Annotated in this window: 21 protein-coding genes and 1 tRNA gene; 11 read left to right on the top strand and 11 right to left on the bottom strand. The window is 54.9% G+C overall.

Annotated elements, in window-relative coordinates; translation table 11 throughout:
* Positions 1–115: 115 nt before the first annotated feature.
* Positions 116–1,228 carry a hypothetical protein gene (locus tag Q0746_RS09630; RefSeq protein WP_298259615.1) on the top strand — a complete coding sequence of 371 codons (1,113 nt, stop codon included), beginning with the start codon at positions 116–118 and terminating at the stop codon, positions 1,226–1,228.
* A 104-nt stretch (positions 1,229–1,332) separates the two neighbouring features.
* Here the strand turns inward: Q0746_RS09630 and mcrC are convergent, their stop codons facing one another.
* The 5 genes from mcrC to Q0746_RS09605 are packed head-to-tail and all read right to left on the bottom strand — an operon-like array spanning position 1,333 to position 5,875.
* Positions 1,333–2,403, bottom strand: coding sequence for a 5-methylcytosine-specific restriction endonuclease system specificity protein McrC (gene mcrC, locus Q0746_RS09625; RefSeq protein WP_298259613.1), 1,071 nt, complete (start codon positions 2,401–2,403; stop codon positions 1,333–1,335).
* On the bottom strand, positions 2,403–4,196 hold the full coding sequence (locus Q0746_RS09620; RefSeq protein WP_298259611.1) for an AAA family ATPase: 1,794 nt from the start codon (positions 4,194–4,196) through the stop codon (positions 2,403–2,405). The genes mcrC and Q0746_RS09620 overlap by 1 nt, the downstream gene beginning before the upstream one ends.
* Before the next feature lie 51 nt (positions 4,197–4,247).
* On the bottom strand, positions 4,248–5,147 hold the full coding sequence (locus tag Q0746_RS09615) for an HNH endonuclease (protein WP_298259610.1): 900 nt from the start codon (positions 5,145–5,147) through the stop codon (positions 4,248–4,250).
* Between the two features lie 4 nt (positions 5,148–5,151).
* Positions 5,152–5,448: a hypothetical protein gene (locus Q0746_RS09610; protein ID WP_298259608.1), complete on the bottom strand. Its 297-nt coding sequence runs from the start codon at positions 5,446–5,448 to the stop codon at positions 5,152–5,154.
* A 4-nt stretch (positions 5,449–5,452) separates the two neighbouring features.
* On the bottom strand, positions 5,453–5,875 hold the full coding sequence (locus Q0746_RS09605) for a helix-turn-helix transcriptional regulator (protein ID WP_173488226.1): 423 nt from the start codon (positions 5,873–5,875) through the stop codon (positions 5,453–5,455).
* 367 nt (positions 5,876–6,242) lie between these two features.
* On the opposite strand from Q0746_RS09605, the gene Q0746_RS09600 reads away from it, so the two are divergent.
* On the top strand, positions 6,243–7,337 hold the full coding sequence (locus Q0746_RS09600; RefSeq protein WP_298259604.1) for a tyrosine-type recombinase/integrase: 1,095 nt from the start codon (positions 6,243–6,245) through the stop codon (positions 7,335–7,337).
* A 268-nt stretch (positions 7,338–7,605) separates the two neighbouring features.
* Here the strand turns inward: Q0746_RS09600 and queF are convergent, their stop codons facing one another.
* The 5 genes from queF to Q0746_RS09575 form a co-directional block, all read right to left on the bottom strand.
* Entirely contained in the window at positions 7,606–8,067 is a 462-nt protein-coding gene (queF, locus tag Q0746_RS09595; protein WP_298259602.1) for a preQ(1) synthase, read from the bottom strand.
* A gap of 19 nt (positions 8,068–8,086) precedes the next feature.
* The gene (gene queE / locus Q0746_RS09590) at positions 8,087–8,797 is read right to left on the bottom strand and encodes a 7-carboxy-7-deazaguanine synthase QueE (RefSeq protein ID WP_298259600.1); all 711 of its coding nucleotides are present in this window, start codon (positions 8,795–8,797) and stop codon (positions 8,087–8,089) included.
* Positions 8,794–9,147 (bottom strand): 6-carboxytetrahydropterin synthase QueD, encoded by a 354-nt coding sequence (gene queD, locus Q0746_RS09585; RefSeq protein ID WP_298259598.1) that lies wholly within the window; start codon positions 9,145–9,147, stop codon positions 8,794–8,796. The genes queE and queD overlap by 4 nt, the downstream gene beginning before the upstream one ends.
* Positions 9,147–9,848 (bottom strand): 7-cyano-7-deazaguanine synthase QueC, encoded by a 702-nt coding sequence (queC, locus tag Q0746_RS09580; protein ID WP_298259595.1) that lies wholly within the window; start codon positions 9,846–9,848, stop codon positions 9,147–9,149. The genes queD and queC overlap by 1 nt, the downstream gene beginning before the upstream one ends.
* A 298-nt stretch (positions 9,849–10,146) precedes the next feature.
* Positions 10,147–10,222 (bottom strand) — tRNA-Lys (locus Q0746_RS09575).
* 107 nt (positions 10,223–10,329) lie between these two features.
* Between Q0746_RS09575 and dapF the strand changes: the two genes are divergently transcribed.
* From dapF to Q0746_RS09545, 6 genes are read left to right on the top strand one after another with little or no spacing between them, the layout of a single operon-like run.
* Positions 10,330–11,166 carry a diaminopimelate epimerase gene (gene dapF, locus Q0746_RS09570; protein ID WP_298259593.1) on the top strand — a complete coding sequence of 279 codons (837 nt, stop codon included), beginning with the start codon at positions 10,330–10,332 and terminating at the stop codon, positions 11,164–11,166.
* Positions 11,163–12,395 carry a tRNA (N(6)-L-threonylcarbamoyladenosine(37)-C(2))-methylthiotransferase MtaB gene (mtaB, locus tag Q0746_RS09565; RefSeq protein ID WP_298259591.1) on the top strand — a complete coding sequence of 411 codons (1,233 nt, stop codon included), beginning with the start codon at positions 11,163–11,165 and terminating at the stop codon, positions 12,393–12,395. Before dapF ends, mtaB begins: the two co-directional genes overlap by 4 nt.
* Positions 12,392–13,021 (top strand): glutathione S-transferase, encoded by a 630-nt coding sequence (locus Q0746_RS09560; protein ID WP_298259589.1) that lies wholly within the window; start codon positions 12,392–12,394, stop codon positions 13,019–13,021. The genes mtaB and Q0746_RS09560 overlap by 4 nt, the downstream gene beginning before the upstream one ends.
* Before the next feature lie 18 nt (positions 13,022–13,039).
* Positions 13,040–13,672, top strand: coding sequence for an FMN-binding negative transcriptional regulator (locus tag Q0746_RS09555; RefSeq protein WP_298259587.1), 633 nt, complete (start codon positions 13,040–13,042; stop codon positions 13,670–13,672).
* Positions 13,669–14,283, top strand: coding sequence for a glutathione S-transferase (locus tag Q0746_RS09550; protein ID WP_298259585.1), 615 nt, complete (start codon positions 13,669–13,671; stop codon positions 14,281–14,283). The genes Q0746_RS09555 and Q0746_RS09550 overlap by 4 nt, the downstream gene beginning before the upstream one ends.
* Positions 14,284–14,286: 3 nt before the next feature.
* Positions 14,287–14,715 carry a GNAT family N-acetyltransferase gene (locus Q0746_RS09545; RefSeq protein ID WP_298259584.1) on the top strand — a complete coding sequence of 143 codons (429 nt, stop codon included), beginning with the start codon at positions 14,287–14,289 and terminating at the stop codon, positions 14,713–14,715.
* A 31-nt stretch (positions 14,716–14,746) separates the two neighbouring features.
* Here Q0746_RS09545 and Q0746_RS09540 read toward each other — a convergent pair whose 3' ends face one another.
* The gene (locus tag Q0746_RS09540; RefSeq protein WP_298259582.1) at positions 14,747–15,199 is read right to left on the bottom strand and encodes a TrmH family RNA methyltransferase; all 453 of its coding nucleotides are present in this window, start codon (positions 15,197–15,199) and stop codon (positions 14,747–14,749) included.
* Between the two features lie 136 nt (positions 15,200–15,335).
* On the opposite strand from Q0746_RS09540, the gene petA reads away from it, so the two are divergent.
* The 3 genes from petA to Q0746_RS09525 are packed head-to-tail and all read left to right on the top strand — an operon-like array spanning position 15,336 to position 18,070.
* Positions 15,336–15,899: a ubiquinol-cytochrome c reductase iron-sulfur subunit gene (gene petA / locus Q0746_RS09535; protein WP_298259581.1), complete on the top strand. Its 564-nt coding sequence runs from the start codon at positions 15,336–15,338 to the stop codon at positions 15,897–15,899.
* Positions 15,900–15,912: 13 nt separating this feature from the next.
* Complete coding sequence (petB, locus tag Q0746_RS09530) at positions 15,913–17,247, top strand: cytochrome b (protein WP_298259579.1); 1,335 nt, start codon at positions 15,913–15,915, stop codon at positions 17,245–17,247.
* Between the two features lie 13 nt (positions 17,248–17,260).
* Positions 17,261–18,070, top strand: coding sequence for a cytochrome c1 (locus Q0746_RS09525; protein ID WP_298259578.1), 810 nt, complete (start codon positions 17,261–17,263; stop codon positions 18,068–18,070).
* Positions 18,071–18,136: the final 66 nt, after the last annotated feature.

Genomic DNA, 18,136 nt, shown 5'->3' with positions numbered 1-18,136 from the left:
GGTGTGCCCGCCATGCAAAGCTAAGCAGCGTATTCAGCTTTGAATTCACACACTGCGCAAGTTGCGTGGGATGATTAGCAGCGGGCACCTAGTCAGATCCTATTGGAGATGACACATGACAAACTATCAGATGAAAAAAATTAGAACTTTGGGCAAGCGGTATGCGCGAGCCACGGCAATGGCACACACTGACGCTTTGAACATCCTCGCCATGGAGTTTGGCTTCGCTCACTGGAAAGCTCTTGCCGATGCGGTGAAGGAAGATTGGCTGCCGAGCGAAGAAGCGCTCGCTCAGGTCGAAGAAATCGTGCGCAAAGCAGGTGCCATACCGGATGCAAGAAATGACGCCTCGCACTTCCACGAACCAAAACCGGAAAACGGAGAGCTTCGCGGTCATCAATTTCAGATTGGAAGCTCTCTCGGGGATGTTTTCGTCTCGGGGAACGGATGGGACTTACGCATTCCTGAAGCTCCCTTCAAAGCACCTATTGTTGAAATTGATGAACGCTACGCAGAAACCAGCCCAGTCAAAGATCCAAGCTTTCTGGCCAAACTTATTGAGATCGCACAAGAGCGCAGTAAACGGATCCGCGCGCAGATGGCAGTCGATTGGCCTCGTCGGTCGACAAAAGCAGATCTCGACGGCGTAGCAAGACATCCACTGCGAGGGGGAGAAGCCTCTACCTGGTACTGTCACAGCTGTGATGCACAAATTGCAGGGTCACAATTGGCTGAGAATTATTGGCATTGCCCCAACTGCGGCACGCACCCTCTCAATATCCACGCTGAGCCGTTTGATGATCAGCTTCCTAGTAAGCCAGTGCAGACGCCAGATGCGGCGCAACGAGAGAAGCCGGAGGTACGGATTGTGGGGCCTAGGCTTACTCTGCACTTGAATGAGGAAACCGTCTCGACATTGATCCGGTGTGCCTTGCTCGAGGATGCGGCATCAGTCAACGAACGGCTAGGCGCAATGCGAGCGGAAATCAGCCTCCTAGATGGGGAAGAGGTCTGGATCACATTTGACGAGATGTTGTGGCCTGAACACAAAGAGCCAACTTCAGCATTGGCAGTCGCAAAAAAGCTGGGGCTTGAAGTTGAGCAAGAGGTTTCGTTTTCAACGGGGCCATTTGCTTGGCCGGACTTGGGACACATGACTTCAGACACTGCAGAATTTACCGAAACACTGCTGAAGGCCTATGAAAGCCATGGTGTGATCAAGCGGTGATGCTTTAACGATCCTTAAGTTGGGTGGTCGGGTACGTAAGCCCAACCACCCGTTTCTCACGCCAAGGCCGCGGTGTGCCGCACCTTATTCCATGAGTGCGCATACTATCCGGCCTCAGCTGTATCCAGCAGTCTTAGCTGCCGTTCAAAAATCGATGCGGAGGCAGTCAGGTCAATGGTTCTAAATGAAATTTCATGTCCTTGGACCATCATCATTTCATTTACATAACCTCCCGTCTGCGGGTGGAGCAGAATTCCTTTGGCTGACAGGCTGGGGGCATCAGACTCTTGTTCTTGGGTTCGGAGGTAGGAATACATCTGGTAGAGATACCCGCTCCGTAAGACCTCACTTCGATAGTTCGAAGAAGTGAAAATTTTCGTGAACTTTGTATCGATGACCACACGGTGTCCCGATTGGGCATGGTTCAATTCGATGTCTGTCTGCATGCCAGGAAGGATCCCATACAGGCCTGAACTCGCGTCAGAAACCGGCCAGGAAATGCGGCGACCCTGCGCAACGTGCCACCCTTTGGGTTCCAATTGAATTCGACAGGCGTTGCCGACTGCGCGTTCGAAAAGCCGCCGGATTAGCTGCTCAGTTGTTTCATCGCCAGGTTGCAGGGTGTTGCCTTCGATTTCCGTTGGAATGCTACCGTCAAACACCATGCGTGCGAGCGCAACCATCATTCGGTCTGCGCTCTCGTTCCGTCCGATCTGATCCGTTGCCAATTGAGCCCGCGAAGGTCGCATACCGGACACACCAAGGCGGGCAAAATCGGCAGCAAGTTTACGACATCGATGGGCCGTTTCGATGTTATCCACCCTAGCTGCGAGGCGCTCAAGCGCAGTACGCACCAATCTGTTCCGAGGCGTATCCATAACATGTTCTTCGAAGCGGCAGGCGACTTGTCCACGATCCATAAGCTGAGCAGTTTCAGTCGCCAGCATATCGATGCGACCGCGAACCCGTTGGAGCACTGCCGATTTAGAGCGATACCCTCTGCTTAGGTTCTTTCGCATTCTATCTTCGACCACATGCACCAGAAGCCGCCCGATGAGGTCAGGGAGGTCCCTGGCGTCCTCAACATCCCGCTCGTATTTGTCACGAAACTGGACTAGATCCGCGGCGTATAAGAACAAGATCCAAATGTTTCGGACGGGGATTTGCCTGGACATCACAACCCATTGCGCAAACGCGCCATTGCCTCAGTTGCCCGTTCTGGCGCGTCGAACCAGTATTCTTCTAACAGTGGTCCAATCTCAGTTTCGATGACATCTTTGAACCATGCCTTGGCGTCCTCAATGGTTTCGTTCGGCGTCACATATGAATGACCTATCCGGAACTGCGGGCCCAAGGATCTGTCAGATGAAATCTCATCGTTGAGTGCGGTCATTTGGGCCCGGATGAAATCGATCGTTTCCCCGTCGATGCCACGGTCTGAGCACCAGGCGGCCCAAGAGTCATTTAGAACAGGCACTAGGGAAACGAACGCAAAACGACGTCGCAATGCCAAATCTACAAGCGCCAAAGAACGATCAGCGACGTTCATTGTGCCAATGATGTAGAGGTTGTCAGGCACATGAACGCGCTCGCCAGGTTGTTTGCGATAGGCAAGCTCGATTGCATCTGCCCGGCTGCGTTTCGTGTTCTCCAGCAAAGTCAGCATTTCACCGAACACCTGCGCAGGATTGCCACGGTTGATTTCTTCGATGATCAAGACATGGGCAATGTCAGGTTGGGCACGCGCGACTTCGACGACCTGAAGAAAAATGCCGTCGGTGATGACGAGGCCATTCGAGCTAGGCCGATAGCCTCGAACAAAGTCTTCGTAAGACAAAGAGGGATGAAACTGGACTGAGCGCAGTTGCCCTGGGCTAGGGTTTCGTTTCCCGATGAGGGCCTTACCCAGTCTCTTGGCAAGCCATGTTTTCCCAGTGCCAGGAGCGCCCTGCAGAATGATGTTTTTCTTACTCTCTATGCGAGAGATCATTCCCTGCAGTGTGCTACGCGTCATGAAGCCACCGTCGGAAATGATGTCGTCTACACCATATGGCTCGATTGGTTGCTCATCATCGGCTTCTTCTTGCTCTTCAATTGCAGCGAGCGGCTCAATATCTTCTGCATATTTTTCCGCCCAATAGGGGTGTTTGAGGAAGCGTTCGATGTCCTGGTCTTTGTTCTCAAAGGTGAAGCCAACTAGTTGTCGAGCCATTTCATCGTCTTCGAAACGTGCCCGGGCAACAGTCGTCCGGTATGTGTAAAAGAACCATTCGCGAGGAGGATCGATTTCTTCCCAGGATACTTCGACCGTCTTTCCGTCATCGTGATTGCCGGTGATCGTCCCAATTGCTTTGATCCGCATCGCGCTGACAGCGCGTTCACGGTTGTCGAATGGCACATCATGTTTACGAGTGTATGTTGCCTTTATGGCAATTCGATCGCCTTGTTTCATTTGGCGCACGAGGTGCGAAAATTTGTCGTCGTAGCCGTTCTGCCAAATGCCATTTTCTAGGAAGCGAGGCGTTTGGTCCCCCTCATCCCAAGCCGCGCCCACAAACCAATAGTTCACTCCGTCTGGTACGATTTCGCCTTCAGGTGCCTGGTCCTCGTCCTCGTCGGCCTTGATCTCTGTACGCGCCTCGCGAAAGAGCTGGATTGCGAACTCATCAGTCAGCTCAGCTGTTTGTCCCGCATCGGTCAACGCCCAAACACCGCGTTTCGGTGAATAAAGTAACCCCGCTTTCGTCAGGTAGAATCTGCCCCATGCAACCCGGTTTTCAAACGTGGGGCGGCCATTCTTATTAACCTTTGACATATCTTCGTCTGAGAACTCGTACCTACGCGCGATCTCATCAAAAACTTCTCTCGGCTTCGCCTGACCGCCTAGATCTCGTAGCACTTCGACTAATGGGCCGAAGTAGCTAACAAATTGGGGCACCCCTTCGATTTTCTGTTCAAATAGTCTCACGAGTAACTCCACCTATCATCTGTATGCAAAAGCCCGGAAATCAGTGGGCCATCACTGCTTAAAACAATTCTCTCTGTGCCAGGTTACAAACTCAGTCCTTGGCCGGTTGGCGAGGCGATCCGGCACCAAGACCTTGCCGGACGCGTTGATCATGGACGTCACGGCTTCGATGTCGTTGCTCTGACGGGAAACCAGAATTGTCAGGTCGTCAGCCAACCCAACGAGGCCGCGATCAAACATCCAATGCGCAGTTCCAGACAGGGCCAGCCCGTTGCTAACGATGTCGGGGCCGTCATGCTCTACTGGTCTGATATGAGCGGCTTCCACCTCTGCACGACCGCCGCCATTGATGAGACGCAAGCCCGTAATGGCACACCGTTCGCCGTAGGCGCGCAGGACATTCTTCCTGAAGTTTCGGTCGCGAACCGCGCGGTTGGTCAATTGGTTGACGCGTTCCCGTGCGGGCATGTGTTGGAAAGGTGTTTGCGCGTCCTGAAACCCTGGCAACTGCATCGTGTCGCCCACGCGAGGCAGGATGTCCTCATCGCGTCCAAGACCACGTTCGACTATTCGGGCAAAGTCTTCAGCTGAAAGGGTTCTTACTGCGGCTTGCGCGCGTCCGGATATCTTGCCTTGATCGTTCAGCAATCCTCTTTCGATGATCGAGTTCTCGTCCCGGAATGAAACTGGGTCGCCGAAATCAAGATACGTTCCCGGTTCGATCACTGCCAAGAACATGTCCTGCTTCCTAGGATCCGGAATGATCTCCTGGACCTTAGCGACAGCAAAGTACCCTTTGGTCTCTTTGACTTTGCTTGGCTCCAGGTAGACGATCCAATCCCCTTCGCACTGTTGGGCGCGCGAGAGGTATTGCTTAGGAAATTGATACTGCTCCGAGGGAATGTCGTCGTAGATCGAGTCGCTGCGATGGATGAAGATACCGAAGGCCATCGGATCACCCGTGTTGAAGGCGTTCTAGTTTTCGATCGGCCGCGCGTAGGGTCAGCACCGCGCCTGTCAAAAATGGAAGTGCAAAGCCAGCCGCAGCGATGGCAAAAATTATGATAGCGGCCAAAACCGAGTATTCGGTAGGCTGTTGTACCAATGATAGTCGGCCCAAGCCGATCAAGTAGAACACGCTGGTTCCTAGGAAGATCAGATAAAGCGGCCCTAAGGGGTCAATCACCTCACGACGGGTGCGCTCCAAGACTGAGTGTCGCAACATGTTCCAGCGTTTGCTTGCCTTGTTCACCAGATTACTCCCTTACCAGCTCGATCCATGTGTGCACGTCATCATCCGTCACTTCACGGCCTTCGACATGCGATTGATACCAGCGCGCGACGATGGCCCCGCGCTTTTCGCTTTTGATTTTTATGCCCTCATCGGTGAGGTGTTTATCCAGCGAGCTTTCGATGTGCTTGAGGGCCTCGAAATCATGCCCAGCCCGAATGGATTTTGTGCCGAGTAGCAGCCAGGCGACGTCAATATTATAACGGCTTTGCATCTTGACGAGGGCCTCGACCGGGACACCGCGTTTGCCTTTTTCGTAGCTGTGGTAGGCACGATGTGACACGCCAATGGCTTCAGCCATAGCAGCCTGTGAGACGCCTATTTCATTGCGACAGATCGCGAGGCGCGCGCCAATCTCTGCAAACAATTCAGCATCATCTCGCACCATGCAAGTTTCCTAATTGACGGGTGCGCAATTTTGTATAAACATAGCACAAAATGACGCATATTTACGTTTTCACCCATCTGACCACGTCAGAAGGTGCAGAACAAGCGATTCCATGCGCATCGCCGATTCAACTTAAGCGGACAAGGACGACTGAAATGGCGGAGACCAACTATTCAGACAGCTCTCAGATCCTGGGGCTTGGGAAGACGCCCGCCCAATGGGTCGAAGTTATGGCCGGGATGGGGATCGATATTTCGGAACGCACCTTGCGCGAGCGAGCAAATGAGACGGGCGCATTCTATCGCCTTGGGCGGACGATGCTGATCACGCCCGCGCAGATTGATACGATTTTTGAAGGAGGCCAGTCATGCCGCTCCAAATTTACAAGAGGGGCCGTGTCTACTGGGCCAAGGGGTGGATTGAATACAACGGCAGGCCAATCGCCGGCCCATACCGGCGAAGCACTAAGGCATCTACAGAAGAGGGCGCACGGGACTGGATAAACCATGAGACCGAACGCCAGATCCGTCGCTATGTCGTGGGCGACGAACCGAGCAAGACGTTCTCCGATGCAATCATGCTCTACAACGCATCCCCAAAAGCAGCGAAGCAGTTGATCCCGATTGTAGAAGCAATCGGCGACCTGTCGCTGAGTGCGATTTCTGGCGCGCTACTGAAAAGCCTTGGTCCGAAGCTGAAACCCAAAGCGTCGACCGATACTTGGTGGCGCGAAATCGTGACGCCCGCGAGCGCGGTGATCAACAACGCGCACGAGCTTGAAGGCACGCCGCTCATCCGTGTGAAGCCTTACGATAAGTTTGAGCGGATCGCGCAGGACAAGCGACGAGGGAAGCTCAGCCGCGTCGAGCGAACGCCAGCCGACAAGGAATGGATCGAGGCATTTTGCCGTGCCGCCGATCCATACAATGCCGCACTGGTGCGTTTTATGTTTGAGACGGCTGCACGGATTGATCAGGCTGTATCACTGGAGCCGGATGACCTTCGGCCGCATGAAAACAAAGTCCGAGTGAAAGCGCAGAAGGGGCATCCGGAAAGCTGGATCACCGTCTCGCCTCAGATGATGGACGAGCTGCTCGCACTGCCAGCCAAACGGCCGAAGAACCGCAAGACCGGCAAATTCATGAAAGCCCGTGTTTTCGGCTATGGTAGCTCCACCGGCTACAACACGCGCTGGAAGACGATCTGCAAGCGCGCGGGCATCCCGTACCTTTCTGCCCACCCAGCAGGACGGCACGGGTTCTTCACGGAGCTTGTTGTCCGTCAGGGCGTCGATCCCGTCACAGCAGCCAAGGCGGGACGCTGGTCAGACCCCAATTTGCCCATGCGCATCTATGCCCACGCAGAGACCGATGAGGCCGACATCAGGGCTCGTTTTCGTACAAACCACGTACAGGATGATGCTGTACAAATACCCAACAGCAAGAAATCACATAAGGAATAGCGCTATGAACGCATCCCTCCTAAGGGGCAGGTTATTGGTTCGAATCCAATCGGGGTCACCACTCCTTCTGGGACGTTGCCAAGATGCCGTAAATCACCCATTTGCGCGGCTGAGCGCAGTGGCTCAAAGGCAGGGCTAGCGAGGTGAATGTCCTAGTTCTCACACTTCGCAAACCCGTACCGCGGTCGTTGGGAATCACAAACACAACAAGTGCGTGTACGAGTGGTGGAATGAACTCCACCGACAACACAAACGATATTCGTGATACTCACCCTCGGCCGCGATATGGCGGAACGCCTTGGTCGGGGATCCACACTCCTTCGGGCATCGCACCGGTTTGCCAGAACACATCTATTGGAATGCCTCCCCGCGGATACCAGTACCCGCCAATCCGCAACCATTGCGGGTTTAGGAAGTCGACCAACCGCCGCGCGATCGAAATTGTGCAGTCTTCGTGGAAGGCGCCGTGATTGCGAAAGGCCCCGAGGAACAGCTTGAGCGACTTGGATTCCACCAAAAATTCACCCGGAACATAGTCCAGCACCAAATGTGCAAAGTCAGGTTGTCCGGTCATCGGGCAAAGTGATGTGAACTCTGGCGCGGTGAAGCGCACGCAATAGGCCACGTCAGCTTGCGGATTAGAGACGCGTTCTAGCACTGCATCTTCTGGCGAGGTCGGCAAATCGGTTTGGCCGCCCAATTGTTTCAGATCACTGTAAATCGTTTCCATCTTTGTCTCCTTGAACGGGTCAAACCCCGCGCTTGTTTCCCCAAAGCAGGACATGCAACTGCGGCAAAATCCGTGGCGCGAACCAGCTGTCTTCCATCGTCTTATCGACAAGCCACCCCAATTTGTCCGCCAATCCCTGCGGATCAACTGCGACATCAGGATCGACCTCTAGATTTCCGGGCTGCAGGAACAATGGCAAATTTGGGTATTTGCCTGCCACTTGTTGTGCCCACGCATAATCCACCTCGTCGAAGATCACGATCTTCATGACGATGTCGCGCGCGCCATTCGCAGCACTTAGACAAGCCTCAAAGGCCTCCCAGTTGACGACTTCGCCGCTGGAGGGAGGTTTTGGGCTGAGAACCAGCGTGTTGAGATCAGCAAACCACGGCTTGGAAATCGACCCTTGGGTTTCGCAGGCGAAGCGGTACCCAGCCGTTTGACCAAGCGCGATAAGCTGCGTGAAGTCTTGGATCGCGGGATTGCCGCCAGACAGGGACACCGTGAGAGGTTTGCCCTTGGACAGACGCTGCACCTCTGCCCAAACGGCCTCGGTACTCATCGACTGCCATGTGTGACGGTAAGCCGGTTCGACCGCATGCAGGCTATCGCACCACGAACAGCGATAATCGCAACCACCGGTCCGTACAAAGACGGTCGGCTCCCCGATCAATGCACCTTCGCCTTGGATCGTTGGGCCGAAGATTTCTGCAACGCGTAGTTGGCTCATGGGCGGTACTCGGCCCAAGTTTTTGGCGTCTCGCTCACCTTCACCGCGGCCGTTTCCGGCCAAACGGCGGCGCACCAATCATAGAAATGCCGCGCCATGTTTTCACCCGTCGAAGCCACATCCATGACGTCGTTCAGGTGGCGGTGATCAAAGGTGCTGTCGATATAGGCTTTGAGTTCCTTCAACTCTCCGTAATCGCGCACAAACCCGTCGGCATTGAGCGTTTTTGATGCCAGCTCCACGACGACTACGTAGTTGTGCCCATGAAGACGCGCGCATTGATGATCATCGGGCAAATGCGCCAATTGATGTGACGCGGAAAAGTGGAACTCTTTCGTAATGCGGTACATCACTTGCATTCCTTCTGCGCAACAGCCGCGACCCAGAACTCTGGATCCGCATAGGGTGTGGGATCTGTGACATTGGCAAGGTGGAAAGCCTCGCGCCGTTCAACGCAGGTGCCGCAACGCCCGCAGTGTGTTTCACCGCCTTTGTAGCAAGACCATGTCTGAGCGAAGGGCGTGTTATGGCGCGCGCCCTCCGTCACGATATCGGCCTTGGAGCGATGCACAAAAGGCGTGTAGAGCGACACATCCGCATAGCCATCAAGGGCCGCCTTTTGCATGGCGTCAAAGGCTTCGGTAAAGGCAGGGCGGCAATCTGGATAGATAAAGTGATCCCCCCCGTGCACTGCCGTCGCCACCGCCTGATCCCCATTTGCGGCAGCCACCCCAAATGCCACCGTCAACATGATCGCATTTCGGTTGGGCACTACGGTGACGCGCATGCTTTCTTCGGCATAGTGCCCGTCAGGCACGTCAATATCGTCCGTCAGGGCTGAGCCTGTGAGTGCCGCACCAATGCCGCGCAGATCAATAACATCGATAGGAACATCAAGCCGATTTGCACACATGGCGGCATAGTCCAGCTCCTTGCGATGACGTTGGCCGTAATCGAAGGATACGAGGCGAGTAAGCTCATGTTCCCGCGCAACAATATGCGCAAGCGACACAGAATCGAGCCCGCCGGAGCAGATGACAATCGTTTTCATTTCTTAACCCTTGTTTTGATATCCGGGTAGGCTGCGACCGGAATGCCGTCGTTTAGAATGATTTCAGTGAAGAACCAAGTACCGATCATCAATCATCTGCAAATCCTAGTAACCCGACAGGTCGCCCTTGGAGAAAACCTATCCGAGGCCGTATCCAGATCGCCCGGTGAGGCAGTTCGGCAAAGCTGTCTTCACTGAGCTAGCCATCCGAGACAATCCGGATTTTCCCATCAAAGGAACATTGTTTGCGCGTATGCACCATACGCGCGTTCTTGCGAATCATTCACTACTTGAAAAGTGGTGAGCCCTGATGGGTTCGAACCATCGACCTACTGATTAAAAGTCAGTTGCTCTACCAACTGAGCTAAGGGCCCACTGAGGACGCTATCTAGAAAGGTCGCCCCATGGGGTCAACCCCCAAATCCAACAGAATTTGCACCTTCTCTTCCATTGTGTCCAAGCGAAGGTTATATCGCGCCCTATGCAACCTGCAGAGACCTCTCTTGGCCTGCCCTTCATGAAAATGCACGGGCTAGGCAATGACTTCGTGGTTATTGACCAACGGGGCAATGATATACGTGTATCCGAAGCCATTGCGCGGGCAATCGGCGACCGTCATCGCGGTGTAGGCTTTGACCAACTTGCGGTTTTGGATGACATCGACGATGCGGACATCGGATTAACTTTTTTCAATTCTGACGGCTCAACGGCGGGCGCCTGTGGCAATGCAACCCGCTGTATTGCCCGATTCGAGATGAACAGGCGGGGAATCACCTCCTTGTCGCTGAAGACAGAGCGTGGCGTGCTATTGGCAGAAGATGCTGGCAACGGGCTTACCCGTGTGAATATGGGCGCACCCTTGCTGGACTGGCGCGACGTACCGCTTGCCCGCGAGATGGACACGCTGGAGCTACCAATCGAAGGCAAGCCCAGCGCCACCGGTATGGGGAATCCCCATTGCACATTTTTCGTTGATGATGCGGAAGCCATTGACTTGGCCAGCTTCGGCCCAGCGCATGAGCATAACCCGCTGTTTCCTGAGCGCACCAATGTGCAGGTCGCGCAACTCATCGGCGAGAATCATTTGCGGATGCGCGTGTGGGAACGTGGCGTCGGTGTTACTTTGGCCTCCGGATCGTCCTCTTGTGCCACTGCGGTCGCCGCTGCCCGCCGCGGATTGACGGGTCGCCAAGTGCGTATCGATCTTGATGGCGGGCGTATCGACATTGATTGGCGCGAAGACGGCGTTTGGATGACTGGCCCCACTGCGCATGTCTTCTCGGGCCATTTCACCCCTGATTTTCTGGCCGCGCTATGAAGCCGCCAATTTTTTCCACCCACGGGTGTCGTCTCAACGCCTATGAAACCGAAGCCATGCGCGAATTGACCCAAGGCCAAGACAACTTGGTCGTGGTCAACACCTGTGCGGTCACCGCCGAAGCCGTGCGAAAGGCCCGACAAGATATTCGCAAGTTGCGCCGCGAAAACCCCGATGCCCGGCTTGTGGTCACCGGATGCGCAGCCCAGACCGAGCCTGAGACGTTTTCCAACATGGCCGAGGTCGACAACATCATCGGCAACACTGAAAAGATGAACCGCGCCACTTGGGGGTTCTTGCCAGATACCGAGAAGGTGCAAGTCGACGACATCATGTCTGTGGAGGAAACTGCGGGTCATCTCATCGACGGCTTTGGCACCCGCGCCCGCGCCTATGTGCAGGTTCAAAACGGGTGCGACCATCGCTGCACCTTTTGCATCATCCCCTACGGTCGTGGGAATTCACGTTCCGTACCCGCAGGCGTTGTCGTCGATCAGATCAAACGCCTCGTCGATAAAGGCTACAACGAGGTGGTGCTTACCGGAGTTGACCTGACGTCTTGGGGCGCGGATTTGCCAGCAACACCACAGCTTGGCGATTTGGTCCTGCGCATTTTGAAGCTTGTCCCTGACCTGCCGCGTCTGCGCATTTCCTCTATCGACAGCATCGAAGTTGATGAGGCCCTCATGCAGGCCATCGCAACCGAGCCGCGCTTGATGCCCCATCTGCACCTCAGCCTGCAAGCAGGGGACGACATGATCCTGAAACGTATGAAGCGCCGCCACCTACGCGACGACGCGATCAAGTTCTGCGAAGACGCCCGCAAGCTGCGCCCAGACATGACATATGGTGCCGACATAATCGCGGGCTTCCCAACCGAAACGGATGCAATGTTTGAAAACTCGCTCAAGCTTGTCGAGGATTGCGATCTGACGTGGCTGCATGTCTTCCCTTACTCTGCACGCCAAGGCACACCTGCGGCCAAGATGCCCGCCGTGAATGGCAAGGACATCAAAACCCGCGCCGCGCGTTTGCGGGCTGCGGGTGAAGCACAGGTTCAACGTCATCTGACAGCCCGCGTGGGCCAAACCCACAATGTGCTGATGGAGAACGCCCGCATGGGGCGGACCGAGCAGTTTACCGAAACGCTGTTCGACATCGACCAACCTGTCGGCCAGATCGTCCCCGTTCAGATTATCGGGACAGCGGGCAATCAGCTGCGCGCATGACCGATATCCTCTATAGCTTCCGCCGCTGTCCTTACGCCATGCGCGGACGCCTTGCGATCCATGTCGCGGGTCTTCGGCTAGAGCACCGCGAAATCCTCCTACGCGACAAGGCCCCCGAATTTTTGGAAGCCTCGCCCAAGGGGACCGTTCCTGTGGTTGTGACCTCCGATCTGGTGATCGAGGAAAGCTTGGATGTGATGCTATGGGCGCTCGCGCAAAACGATCCCGAAAACTGGCTGCATGACAAAGACGCCAGTCTTGCCCTGATCGCGCATAATGACGGGCCGTATAAGCAAGCTCTGGATCGCTATAAATACGCCAACCGCCATGACAACGACCCAGAAACTTGGCGCGGCCTTGGGGCGGAAACTTTGGCCACATATGACGCGACCTTGTCCAAGACATCCTACCTTCTTGGTGACCATCCCCGCCTTGCTGATATGGCAATCTTTCCCTTCGTGCGTCAGTTCGCCAATACTGACCGCATGTGGTTTGATGCCCAACCTTGGCCGCATCTACAGAAGTGGCTAGCGGGCCATCTGGCTTCGGACCGGTTCGACGACATTATGGTTAAGCGTCCAAAATGGCAGGCCGGCGATCCAACGACACTTGCACCCACCGCCTAACCTCGCCAAGAATGCGGCATGCATCCGAACACTGCCTTCCGCCAAGACCCTCAAACACGCAACATCGCATTTGCGCGGGAACGCGGATTTGGGACATTGGCGATCAATGGCGACGATGGTCCGCACACCGCGCATATTCCCTTTTTGTTGTCCGAAGACGGTCAAGAGGCGGAGTTACACCTTGTGCGGTCCAATCAAATCGCGCGGGCCTGCAAGGCGCCTTTGAAAGCCGTTGTCACCGTGACTGGCCCCGACAGCTATATCTCGCCGGATTGGTACGGGATTGATGATCAGGTACCCACATGGAACTACGTTGCAATCCGCCTCACGGGCATGCTCCACCCGTTGCCACAGGACGCCCTGCACCCGTTGCTTGATCGTCTGTCGGCGCATTTCGAAGAAACCCTGAGACCTAAAACTCCGTGGACGACTGGCAAAATGTCAGATGGTGTGATGGAGCGAATGATGCGCCAGATTCAACCCTTCCAGCTTGATGTCGCGAAAATCGAAGCTACGTGGAAACTAGGGCAAAACAAATCAGACGATGTCCGCGAATTGGCCGCCGATCATGTGGCTGGCTACGGCATCGGGCAAGAAACACACATTCTTTCAGCGCTTATGCGCGGTGCAAAACCGGAGACCTCAAAATGAAGCTTTTTTCCAGCCCTACATCGCCATATGTACGCAAAGTTCTGGTGGTGCTTAGGGAAACGGGCCAGTTGAATGACCTTGAAACTGAGGTGGTTGGCGGCACCCCCATTGATCCGGGCAGTTTGCCGCGTGACCTGAACCCTTTGGGTAAAATTCCGGCCCTTGCCCTTGATGATGGGACCGCAATCTACGACAGCCGCGTGATTTGCCGTTTCTTCGACAATCGCGCCAAGTCCGGCCTTTATGGAACCCCTGAAACCACATGGCAGCTGCAAACTCTGGAGGCCACAGCCGATGGCATCCTCGATGCGGCGATTTTGATGGTTTATGAGGCCCGTGTGCGCCCTGAAGACAAGCAATATGCCGACTGGATAGAGGCCCAATGGCGCAAAATTAATACCACATTGGATGCCTTGGAGACCTCTTGGATCGATATTTTGTCATCGGATGAAATGCACATCGGCCAAATCGCCACCAGTTGTGCCTTGGGGTATCTTGACCTGCGATCTGCTGATCGTGATTGGCGCAAGACACGTCCGAAACTGGCCGCGTGGAACGCGGAATTTGCCAAACGCGATAGCATGGTCGCCACAGTTCCGGTTGCAAATTGAAACATGGTCCAGATTTCACGCACCAACGACCTTGAAGCCTGCCTCGACATTCGTCGAGCGGTGTTCATTCGGGGGCAAAACGTCCCCGAAGAGATCGAAATTGACGGCGAAGACGGCGATTGCATTCAGTATCTTGTCACAGTTGAGAATACGCCAGCTGCAACGGCTCGGGTTAAATCACTGGGATCCACTGCGAAAATACAACGTGTTGCCGTATTGGAGTCGCAGCAAGGCACTGGTTTGGGCGCAAAGTTAATGCGCTTCATTCTAGATGACATTCGAACGGAGTTTGAAACCGTGGTGCTCGGCTCACAAATGCACGCAATCGGGTTTTATGAAAAGCTGGGGTTTGTGGCCTTTGGCCCCGAGTATGACGATGCAAATATCCCCCATCGCGAGATGACGCTGAGTTTCAACAAGGCGCCACGCTAAATTCGGCAGCGAATATGGGGGGCGCCTCGCCTCACTCCCGTAGCTGCCGATGCGCTTCTGCAATGGCTATACCAGCAGATATAGCTACGTTCAGGCTTCGCCCGCCCCCTGGCATCGCGATTTTAACCCGTCCGTCAACGGCCTCATGCACATGATCCGGCACACCAGCACTTTCCCGCCCCACCATCAGGCAATCCCCGTGCTGAAATTTGAAATCCCACAAATCCGTCGCCCCTTTGGTGGTCAACAGCACCAGCCGACCCGGCTTTTTGGCGGCAAATGTATCCCAGCTGTCATGATGATGCACTTCAGCGTTTTCGGCGTAATCCAACGCCCTAGTTTTCAACAATTTTAATGAAAACGGGAATCCGCATGGTTCAATGACATGCAGGGGCGCATTAAAACACACACCCAAACGCACCAATGACCCCAAATTCGGGGCCAAATCGGGCTCAAACGCTGCAATTTGGACATACTGCGACAAATGGCTTCCTTCTGTGGTCGTTCTTGGGTGGACGTTGAGGTGTCTTAGAATATATCTAGCCTCGATATCCTGCGCCATAGGTGCGGATTCTTCAATTTACCGGCCGCATAAGCGGTCCGACAAGGGAGAAGTTCTCGTGTCCCACGCAGACGACCATAGCGGCGAAACCCGTCGCGACTTTTTATACTACGTCACCGCAGGCGCAGGCGCAGTCACCGCAGGGGCCGCAGTTTGGCCTTTGGTGAACCAAATGAACCCATCGGCAGATGTGCAGGCCCTTGCCTCCATTGATGTTGATGTGTCTGGCATTGAGCCAGGGACGCAGCTGACGGTCAAATGGCTCGGCAAGCCGGTCTTTATCCGCCGCCGGTCCGCTGAAGAAATCGAAGCCGCGCGTGCTGTTTCGGTGTCAGAATTGCCTGACGCGGGCGCAGAGAACGAAAACCTCGGACCAGAGGCCGACGCTGAAGACCAGAACCGCTCGCTTGATGAGAACGGCGAATGGCTGGTTATGATCGGCGTCTGTACGCACCTTGGCTGCGTGCCATTGGGTGATGCGGGCGAATTCGGCGGATGGTTCTGCCCTTGTCACGGGTCGCACTACGACACTGCTGGTCGTATTCGCAAAGGTCCGGCGCCGCGCAATATGCTGGTGCCTGTCGCTCAATTCACGTCGCCTGACGTGCTGAAACTCGGTTAAGGGAGAAACGATTATGGCTGGTATCCCACACGACCATTATGAGCCAAAAACTGGCGGCGAAAAGTGGCTTCACTCGCGCCTGCCGATTGTTGGCTTGCTCTATGACACCCTGATGATCCCTACTCCGAAGAACCTGAACTGGATGTGGATCTGGGGTATTGTTCTGACATTCTGCCTTGTGCTGCAAATCGTGACCGGCATCGTGCTGGCCATGCACTACACGCCACATGTTGATCTGGCGTTTGCCTCCATTGAACACATCATGCGTGACGTGAATGGCGGTTATATGCTTCGCTACTTGCACGCCAATGGCGCGTCGCTGTTCTTTGTGGCGGTTTACGCCCACATTTTCCGCGGCTTGTACTACGGTTCCTATAAGGCACCGCGCGAGATTACTTGGATCATCGGTATGATCATTTACCTCGCTATGATGGGTACTGCATTCATGGGCTACGTGCTTCCATGGGGCCAGATGTCCTTCTGGGGTGCGACTGTGATCACCGGCCTGTTTGGCGCCATCCCTGGTGTTGGCGAAATGCTGCAAACATGGCTGTTGGGCGGACCTGCGGTGGATAACGCCACGTTGAACCGCTTCTTCTCGCTGCACTACCTGCTGCCTTTCGTGATCGCCGGCCTTGTTGCTGTTCACATCTGGGCATTCCACACCACAGGGAACAACAACCCGTCTGGTGTAGAGGTGCGTCGCACTTCCAAAGAAGACGCGGCAAAAGATACGCTGCCGTTCTGGCCTTACTTCGTGATCAAAGATCTGTTCGCACTTGGCGTGGTCATGATTGTGTTCTGGGCAGTTGTTGGCTTCATGCCAAACTTCCTTGGCCACCCTGACAACTACATTGAAGCAAACGCGTTGGCGACACCTGCGCACATCGTTCCGGAATGGTACTTCTTGCCGTTCTACGCGATCCTGCGGGCCTTCACTGCGGACGTATGGGTTGTTCAACTGGTAGAGTTCCTCAGCTTCGGCATCGTTGACGCGAAGTTCTTCGGTGTGGCTGCCATGTTTGGTGCGATCGCCGTTATGGCCGCAGCACCTTGGTTGGACACGTCGTCGGTACGTTCCGGCCGCTACCGCCCGATGTTCAAATGGTGGTTCGCTCTGCTGGTTGTCGACTTCCTCGTTTTGATGTGGGTCGGCGCTATGCCAACAGATGAGCCTTTTGCCACGATCTCTCTAATCGCTTCTGCCTATTGGTTTGGTTACTTCTTGGTAATCTTGCCGTTGCTCGGCGTGATCGAGAAACCATTGGCCCGTCCTGCGACCATCGAGGAAGATTTCGATGCGCATTATCCAGCCAAGGGCAGCGACTCAGTCGCAGCTTCAGAGTAAGAGGAAAACACCAATGCTCAAGAAACTCTCACTCGTAGCCGTCTCGGCAGTAGCTTTCGCTTCCGGCGCATATGCCGCCGGTGACGCGGGCCATGTTGAGGACTTCGACTTCTCGTACGAGGGGCCGCTTGGCACCTATGACCAGAACCAGCTTCAGCGCGGGTTGCACATCTACACTGATGTGTGCGCCAGCTGTCACGGTCTGAAGTTTGTGCCAATGCGTACTTTGTCTGACAAAGGCGGCCCAATGCTGCCGGAAGACCAGATGAAGGCCTACACAAAGGCGTATCCAATCAACGACGAGCTGGCTAACCCCCAGCTTTTCGATAAGGACACCGAAGAATTTCGCGCGCTGAAGCCCACCGACAACTTCCCAGCCGTTGAAAGCCAAGGGGCACCTGACTTGTCCTTGATGGCCAAAGCCCGTTCTGGCTTCCACGGCCCTTACGGTCTGGGTATCAACCAGTTCGTGAAAGGCATCGGCGGCGCAGAGTACATCGCATCGATCCTCACCGGCTACACTGGCAAGGAAAAAGAAGAGGCTGGTACAACCTTCTACGAGAACACTGCCTTCCCAGGTGGTTGGATCGCTATGGCGCCGCCTCTCTATGGTGAAGATGTTGAATTCGCTGACGGTCACGCCAACGATCTGCACAGTGAGGCAGAAGACATCGCAGCCTTCTTGCGTTGGACAGCAGAGCCACATCAAGACGCGCGCAAACGCACAGGCTTTGTTGCCGTGCTTTTGATGATCTTCCTGACGGTAACGCTGTATCTGACCAACAAACGCCTCTGGGCGCCGATCAAGCGCAAAAAAGACTAGGCGTTTTCGATACTGTTTTAAAAGGCGCTTCCCTCGGGAGGCGCCTTTTTCATTGGCATACCCCTA

The organism is uncultured Litoreibacter sp., assembly GCF_947487515.1.
Classification (GTDB): Bacteria; Pseudomonadota; Alphaproteobacteria; order Rhodobacterales; family Rhodobacteraceae; genus Litoreibacter.
This window is presented reverse-complemented; position numbering and strand designations above follow the sequence as displayed.